The sequence below is a fragment of the Pseudomonas sp. K5002 genome, assembly GCF_013386655.1.
Lineage (GTDB): Bacteria > Pseudomonadota > Gammaproteobacteria > Pseudomonadales > Pseudomonadaceae > Aquipseudomonas.
The window spans coordinates 1-8085 of sequence record NZ_JACARK010000291.1 but is presented as its reverse complement, the minus strand read 5'-3'; the positions used below and the strand labels follow the sequence as shown (position 1 = coordinate 8085).

7 protein-coding genes are annotated in these 8085 nt (G+C 60.1%); all 7 read right to left on the bottom strand.

Annotation, left to right across the window (positions count from 1 at the left end):
- Positions 1 to 258, bottom strand: a 258-nt coding sequence (locus tag HX846_RS15065; protein ID WP_178965638.1) for an SDR family NAD(P)-dependent oxidoreductase, incomplete at its 3' end; no start/stop codon positions are given.
- 764 nt (positions 259 to 1022) lie between these two features.
- Positions 1023 to 1739 (bottom strand): ABC transporter ATP-binding protein, encoded by a 717-nt coding sequence (locus HX846_RS15060; RefSeq protein WP_003217439.1) that lies wholly within the window; start codon positions 1737 to 1739, stop codon positions 1023 to 1025.
- Positions 1736 to 2611 (bottom strand): ABC transporter ATP-binding protein, encoded by an 876-nt coding sequence (locus HX846_RS15055; RefSeq protein ID WP_178965637.1) that lies wholly within the window; start codon positions 2609 to 2611, stop codon positions 1736 to 1738. Before HX846_RS15055 ends, HX846_RS15060 begins: the two co-directional genes overlap by 4 nt.
- A complete protein-coding gene (gene livM, locus HX846_RS15050) occupies positions 2608 to 3885 on the bottom strand; it encodes a high-affinity branched-chain amino acid ABC transporter permease LivM (RefSeq protein WP_003217445.1) in 1278 nt (425 codons plus the stop codon). The genes HX846_RS15055 and livM overlap by 4 nt, the downstream gene beginning before the upstream one ends.
- A 2-nt stretch (positions 3886 to 3887) precedes the next feature.
- Complete coding sequence (locus HX846_RS15045; RefSeq protein WP_003217447.1) at positions 3888 to 4802, bottom strand: branched-chain amino acid ABC transporter permease; 915 nt, start codon at positions 4800 to 4802, stop codon at positions 3888 to 3890.
- Between the two features lie 253 nt (positions 4803 to 5055).
- A complete protein-coding gene (locus HX846_RS15040) occupies positions 5056 to 6192 on the bottom strand; it encodes a branched-chain amino acid ABC transporter substrate-binding protein (protein ID WP_003217449.1) in 1137 nt (378 codons plus the stop codon).
- A gap of 376 nt (positions 6193 to 6568) precedes the next feature.
- Positions 6569 to 7852, bottom strand: coding sequence for an FAD-binding oxidoreductase (locus HX846_RS15035; protein ID WP_178965636.1), 1284 nt, complete (start codon positions 7850 to 7852; stop codon positions 6569 to 6571).
- Positions 7853 to 8085 lie beyond the last annotated feature (233 nt).

Below are 8085 nucleotides of genomic sequence, written 5' to 3'. Positions count from 1 at the left end.
GGCGTTGTTGATCAGCCCGCGCAGCGTGGCAAAGGACGGCGGCAGGTTCGCGATCGCCTCTTCCATGGCCTTGCGGTCACGCACGTCCACCACCAGGCCGAGCACTTCGGTCTGCTTGGAAAGCTCGGCGCACAGGGCGTTCAAGCGCTCTGCGCGGCGGCCGGTGAGCACCAGTTTCCAGCCGGCTTCGGCAAAACGGCGGGCACAGGCTTCGCCAAAACCGGAGGTCGCGCCAGTAATAAACAGCGTATCGGACATGGTGTTCTCCTTGCGGGGCTACGAGGTAAAAAATCAGCCAGCAGAATGCCCGGCTGCCGGGCTGGCGGCAACTGATACACGCTGTGGACACAGGTGAATGCCGCTCATGCTGTACGAAATTCAACCAATCGCCCGAAAGCCATACAGGCCGTGGCGTGCAGCCATGTGCGCGCACCTTATCCACAGCCCCGTCCACAGTCTTTGGGGGCAAGTACAACAGCTGAAAGCCGCGCTACACAAGGCTTTCAGCGTGATTCAAAAAGTTTTTTGCTTGACCTTGCGCAGCCCGTATGTAGCCCGGTTCAAAACGGTGCAACCAGGACGATGGCTCCAGGCCAGTCATTCCGGCCTCTGCGGCACTCTTTCCAGAGTTTAGTCACAGACTTATCCACAGGCCGGAGTGACATATTCCGGTCATATACCTGTGTCTTTAAACAGGTTGACAAACCCCTCGGGTGGTCACGAAAAACTCACTGATCAATAAACAACCACCACGCTGCAAGCCGCGAAAACAAAGGCCTCCAGCCAGCTACTCCCACGTTACCCACAGCCGGTTCCACAGTGCTTGGGGACAAGTCAAAACTGTGACAAAACAGGGATTTGCGGCGGCTATATGTCGCGCTTTGGCAGGTGCCCGGATTTGTTGTCCACAATNNCCACGCTCTGCGTGGGAATGCAGGCCGGGACGCTCCGCGTCCCAAAGCGTGACGCAGAGCGTCACAAGAGGCGTTCCCACGCGGAGCGTGGGAACGATCAGAGTTACATCAGTGCCCGCCGAGGTAGGCGTTACGCACCTCCTCATTCACCAGCAGCTCCTTGCCGGTGCCGGTAAGGCGAATCTCGCCGTTGACCATCACGTACGCCCGGTCCGACAAGCGCAACGCATGGTTGGCGTTCTGCTCCACCAGGAAGATGGTCATGCCGGTAGACGCCAGCTCCCGCAGCGTGGAAAAGATCTGCTTCACCACGATCGGCGCCAGCCCCAGGCTCGGCTCGTCCAGCAGCAACAGCTTGGGCCGGCTCATCAGTGCGCGGGCGATGGCAAGCATCTGCTGTTCACCACCCGACATGGTCATCGCCCGCTGGTTGCGCCGCTCCTTGAGCCGCGGGAACAGCTCGAACATGCGCTGCATGTCTTCGGTGGCGAACTTGTCGCCAATCGGGATGGTGCCCATCAGCAGGTTTTCCTCGACGGTCATGTCGGGGAACACCCGCCGCCCTTCCGGCGACTGCGCAATGCCGTTGGAGGCGATGTAGTGGGACGACTTGTGGGTAATGTCGACGCCGCGGTAGATGATCTGCCCGGACTCGGCCCGTGGCTGGCCAAAGATCGACATCAGCAGCGTGGATTTACCCGCGCCGTTGGAGCCGATCAGGCTCACGGTTTCGCCTTCGTTGATGTGCAGCGAAACTTTCTTCAGGGCCTGGATCGGGCCGTAGAACACGTCCAGGTCTTTCAGTTCGAGGATTGGCTCACTCATGCCAGTTCCTCTTCGTCAGCGCCCAGATAAGCCGCGATCACCTTCGGATCATTGCGGATCGCTTCCGGCCCGCCCTCGGCAATCACGTTGCCGTGGTCCAGCACCACGATGTGGTCGGAAATACTCATCACCATGCCCATGTCGTGTTCGATCAGCACCACCGTCAGGTCGTGCTCGTCCCGCAGCAGGCGAATCATCGCGCTGAGGGCTTCGGTTTCCTGGGGGTTGAGGCCGGCGGCCGGTTCGTCGAGGCAAATAATCTGCGGCCGGGTGCACATGGCACGGGCGATTTCCAGGCGGCGCTGCTGGCCGTAGGACAGCTCGCCGGCCAGGCGGTTGGCGCAGTCCACCAGGTCCACCACTTCCAGCCAGTAGAACGCATGGTCGAGGGCGTCGCTTTCAGCCTTGCGGTAGCCCTTGGTATTGAGGATGCCCGCGAGCATGTTGCGGTTGACCCACATGTGCTGGGCCACCAGCAGGTTCTCCACCACCGACATTTCCTTGAACAGGCGAATGTTCTGGAAGGTGCGCGCCAAACCCGCCCGGTTCACCAGGTGAGTGCCGCCGAACATCTTGTAGAACACCCGGCTGACGAAGCTTTTCGGCGAGACAAAGTCGGTGGCCTTGAAGCGCTCGCCCAGCAGTTGGATCACGTTGGTCTGCTTGCCGCGCACATTGAGTTCGATCTTGCCGCCGGAGGCTTTGTAGAAACCGGTCAGGCAGTTGAACACGGTGGTCTTGCCGGCACCGTTGGGACCGATCAGGGCGAAGATCGAGTTGCGCTTGACCTTGAGACTTACGTCGCTCAAGGCCTTGATGCCACCAAAGTGCATCATCAGGTGTTCCACGGAAAGAACGACTTCCTTGCTCATGGCGCCACTCCTTTACGTGGGACAACACCGGTACGGCTGATACGAATCAGGCCTCGTGGTCGCCAGATCATCATCACCACCATCAACACGCCGAAGAGCAGCACGCGGTACTCGGAGAAGCTGCGCAGCAGCTCCGGCGCCACCGTCAGCACGAACGCGGCAATCACCACGCCGACGGTCGAGCCCATGCCGCCCAATACCACGATGGCGAGGATCAGCGCCGACTCGAAGAAGGTGAACGACGACGGGTTGACGAAGCCCTGGTAGCTGGCGAAAAACACCCCGGCCAGACCGGCAGTGGACGCGCCGATGGTGAACGCCGAGAGCTTCACCAGCACGTGGTTGAGGCCCATGGAACGGCAGGCGATTTCGTCTTCGCGCAAGGCTTCCCACGCGCGCCCCACCGGCATGCGGGTCAGGCGGTGCTTGATGTACAGCACCAGCAGCACCACCAGGAACAGCACGATGTAGATGAACAGGAATTTGATGTTGGGGTTGTAGTCGATGCCGAAGAACTCGTGGAACGGCACCCCGCCATCCTTCGCCTTGCGCACGAACTCCAGGCCGAAAAACGTTGGCGACGGCACCGGCATGCCGTTCGGGCCACCGGTAAACGACAGCCAGTTATTCAGCACCAGGCGGATGATTTCACCGAAGCCCAGGGTCACGATCGCCAGGTAATCGCCGTGCATTCGCAGCACCGGAAACCCGAGTATGCACCCCGCCAGCGCCGCACAAATCGCCGCCAGCGGCAGCACCGACCAGAAGCCCAGGCCGAGGTACTGGTAACCCAGCGCCAGGCCATAGGCGCCGATGGCGTAGAACGCCACGTAACCCAGGTCGAGCAGCCCGGCCAGGCCGACCACGATGTTCAGGCCAAGGCCCAGCAACACGTAGATCAACCCGAGGATCACCACGGTCAGCAGGTATTTGTTGGCGAAGAACGGGAACACGATGGCAATCACGATCAACGCCGGGATGATCCAGCGCAGGCGCGACTTGTAGTCCGGCTTGAGTACATGCACACCGGAGCCGGTACTTTCAAACCCCTGCAGAATCCGCAGGCCCCTTGGGGTTTGCAGGAACAGGCTCATGGCGAACCGGCCGACCATCACGATGGCCACCAGGATGCCAACACGCGCCGGTTGCAGGTTGAAGCTGTAGCCGTCGAGGACCACGCCGACGATCGGACCGAACACGATCAGCGAAATCAGCCCGGCGAGTACCGCATCGACGACACTTTTCTTGATATCGATAGAGTAGGCAGCAGACATAGTTATACCTTCGCCACGAGTGGGCGACCGAGCAGGCCCTGGGGACGGAAAATCAGGATCACCACCAGCAGGGAGAAACTGAACACGTCTTTGTAGTCAGAGTTGATCAACCCCGAGAACAGCGACTCGGAAATACCCAGGATGATCCCGCCCAGCATGGCCCCAGGCAGGGAGCCGATGCCGCCGAGTACCGCTGCGGTAAATGCCTTGATGCCGATGATGAAGCCGGCATAGAAGTCGAACGTGCCGTAGTTCAGGGTGATCAGCACACCGGCCAGCGCGGCCATGGCGGCACCAATCACGAATACGTAGGAGATGACCCGGTCGGTGTTGATACCGAGGATCGACGCCATCTTGCGGTCTTGCTGGGTAGCGCGGCACATGCGGCCGAGCTTGGTGTACTTGATGATGTAGGTCAGCAGGCCCATGCCGACGAACGCGGCCACCAGGATGAACACCTTGGTGTAGGTCAATTGCACGAAGCCGGTGCCGATATCGACTCTCCAGGCGCCGGCCAGCAGCGTCGGGATGCCTTGTTGCTTGGCGCCCTGGGCGATCTGCGCGTAGTTCTGCAGGATCAGCGAAATACCGATGGCGCTGATCAGCGGTGCCAATCGGGTGGAGTTACGCAGCGGTTTGTAGGCGACACGCTCGATGACCCAGCCGTAAACGCCGGTGACGACGACGGTGAAGATCAGGGTGCCAAGGATGAGCAGCGGGAAGGATTCGATGCCGAAGTAAGCCAGCAGTGCCAGACTGATCGCCGCGAGGTAAGCGGAAATCATATAAACCTCGCCATGGGCGAAGTTGATCATGCCAATGATGCCATAGACCATTGTGTAGCCGATGGCGATCAAGCCATAGACCGACCCGAGGGTCAGCCCATTGACCAGTTGCTGCAGGAAAATACCATCCATAACGCAATCTCACGCAGTGAGAGCCTGCACACCTGTGGGTGTGCGGATCTTCTAGGAGGAAAAGACAGACACAAAAGGGGCTGGCAACCAAGTCCCCGTGTGGGAGCTGGCGTGTATGGGCGCCGGGCTTGCCCGCGATAGCGACACCTCGGAATGTCAGTCAACCCGAGGTGACGCTATCGCAGGCAAGCCAGCTCCCACAAAAGCCCGGTTCCCACAGGGTCAAGTGGCGTCTAACCCATCGCGCTAACTATTACTTCTGCTTTTCCAGCTGGTGATACTTGCCGTCCTTGTCCCACTGGTAAACCACATAGTCGGAGATTTTCAGGTCGCCCTTGGCGTCCCAGTTCTTCTCGCCCATGACGGTTTTGACCGGGTGGGATTTCAGCCATTTGGCTGCGTCTTCGCCCTTGTCGGACTTGGCGCCATTGAAACCGGCGGCCAGGGCCTGGATCGAGGCGTAGGCGTACAGGGTGTAGCCTTCAGGCTCGGTGCCATTTTTGCGGAACTCTTCCACCACGGTCTTGCTGTCTGGCAGCAGGCGTGGGTCGGCGCCGAAGGTCATGTACACGCCATCCACATACTGTGCACCACCGGCAGTGGCCACCAGTTCGTCGGTCACCACGCCGTCATCGGACATGAACTTGACGTCTTTCAGGCCGGCTTCACGAATCTGCCGAACCAGTGGGCCGGCTTCCGGGTGCAGGCCGCCGAAGTACACGACGTCAGCACCGGTGGAGCGGATCTTGGTGACCAGGGCGCTGAAATCTTTCTCGCCACGGGTCAGGCCTTCTTCCAGCACCGGCTTCACGCCGCGCTTGGTCAACTGCGCCGCAGTGGCGTCGGCCAGGCCTTTGCCGTAGGTGTCCTTGTCGTTGATAACGGCAACTTTCTTGCCCTTGAGCACGTCGACGATGTAGTCGCCGGCCACGATGCCTTGCTGATCGTCACGACCACACATGCGGAACACGGCCGACAGGCCACGCTCGGTAACCTGCGGGTTGGTGGAGCCCGGGGTGATCATGATCACGCCCGCATCGGCATACACCTCGGAGGCAGGGATAGTGTTCGACGAGCAGAAGTGCCCGACCACGCCAATCACTTTGTCCTGGTCAACCAGGCGGTTGGCCACGGCCACGGCCTGCTTGGGTTCGCAGGCGTCATCGCCGGCCACCAGCTTGATCTGCTCGCCGTTGATGCCGCCGGCCTTGTTGATGACATCGGCTGCCGCCTGGGCACCTTTCATGTACTGCTCACCAAATGCCGCGTTGGCGCCGGTCATCGGCCCCGCTACGCCAATCTTCACATCAGCTTGAGCAAACGCAGAAACACCCAGCGCCGCAGCAACGGCGAGGGCTAGAAAACCTTTCTTGTAAAACGTCTGGGACATGAGTGGTGCTCCGAGGTTTTTGTTGAATTGGCACTGCAGCTTCACTTCAAAAACTTTCGGAGAAAGCCCAGAGCAAGCGTCGTGCCATTACGTTTTTATTATTCAAAAAGACACGGTGTCATTGTTATTGCAGGTTTTTGGGCGCCTTTTGATTGGACGTGCAACCGTCTATCTCAACCAGGTGCAACCATTGGACCTATAAAGTGCAACCCGACCAATCTAGCACTGCAACCCGGCCACTAAACGGCCACCCTTAAACATGTAACAGCGTGCGTAACGGAAGTGCACATTTACAGTGCGTTACTGCTACGACTCGCACCAATACAGATTAGTAGCCGGCTAAGAAAATGCAGGCTTCTGAGGGGTATTTCGTTGATCAGATCACGATCCGCAGGCATTGGCCCGCGTGATACAGCGAGAATCCCGCCTCGTACAAACAGCTGCGCAGGCCCACACCGGCCAACGGCTGCATCGGCGCAAAGGGGATCGGCAGTGCCTGTGGATTCTGGTGACACAGATAATCCGCGAAGGCTTTGCCCACGACACTGCCGGTCGTCACCCCGCGCCCGTTGTAACCGGTGACCGCCACCAACCCGGGCGCCGGTTCGAACAGGCGCATCAAGTGGTCCGGGGTGAATGCGATGCAGCCGGTCCAGGTGCACTCCCACTGCACCGGCTTGAGGTACGGGAAGTAGTGCTGTTGCACCCGATCGGCCCAGGCCTTGAGGAACCACGCAGGTTTCTGGTTGCCGTTGCCCAGGCTGCCGAGCAGCAGGCGGCCTTCGGCGTCGCGGCGGATGCTGCTGAGTACCTGGCGAGTGTCCCAGGAGCCTTGGCCGCCGGGCAGGATTTGTTGGGCGGCGTCGTCGGTCAGAGGGGCCGACGCCACCTGATAGTAATAACCGGGGAAAAAGTTGCGGCGCAGCTCGGTCCACTCGCCTTCGGTGTAGGCGTTCGAAGCGATCACCACCTGTTCGGCCTGCACCGAGCCTTGGGCAGTCTGCACTGACCAGTGCTGGCCCTGGCGTTCCAGTTGGGTGACTGGGGAGTGATCGAACAACTGTCCGCCGAGCCCGACGGCGGCATTGGCCAAACCACTGGTGTAGGCCATCGGGTTCAAGGTGCCGGCCCGCCGGTCGAGCAAGGCGGCAGCAATCTTTTTGGTACCGGTGGCTTGTTCGCATGCAGCGCCGGTCAACAGCTCCACCGGTGCACCGCGACGCTTCCATTGTTCTTCACGGCTGCGCAAATCCGCCTCGCCACGGGCGTTGTGCGCCATGTGCAAGGTGCCCTCGCGACGCAGTTGGCAGTCGATGTTGTATTTGTCGATCAGGCTGAACACCAGGGACGGTGCCGCGCCGAGCATGCGGTTGAGCTGGCTGCCCACCGCGGTACCAAAACCGGCTTCGATCTCGTCCGGGGGAATCCACATCCCTGCATTGACCAGCCCTACGTTGCGCCCCGAACCACCGTGGCCGGTGCGATGGGCCTCAAGTACGGCGACACTTTTTCCTTGCTCCAGCAAGTGAATGGCTGCCGACAAACCGGTGATGCCGGCGCCGATCACGCACACATCCACTTTTACCTCGCCCTTGAGCGCGGCACGATCCGGCCGGCCAGGAGTGAGTTGTTCCCACAAACATGCTTCGCGTAATGCCATTGCCAGACTCCGATGAGACCTAACAAACCACTTTTGTTGATGTGCGAACCCGATCAAATGTGGGAGCTGGCTTGCCTGCGATGCAGGCACCTCGGTGTATCAGTTACACCGGGGTGATGCTATCGCAGGCAAGCCAGCTCCCACATTGACCGCACTCCGAGCAGAGATTCAGTCGAAGGTAATGCCCTGGGCCAGCGGCAGTTCCAGCGAGTAGTTCACGGTATTGGTCTGGC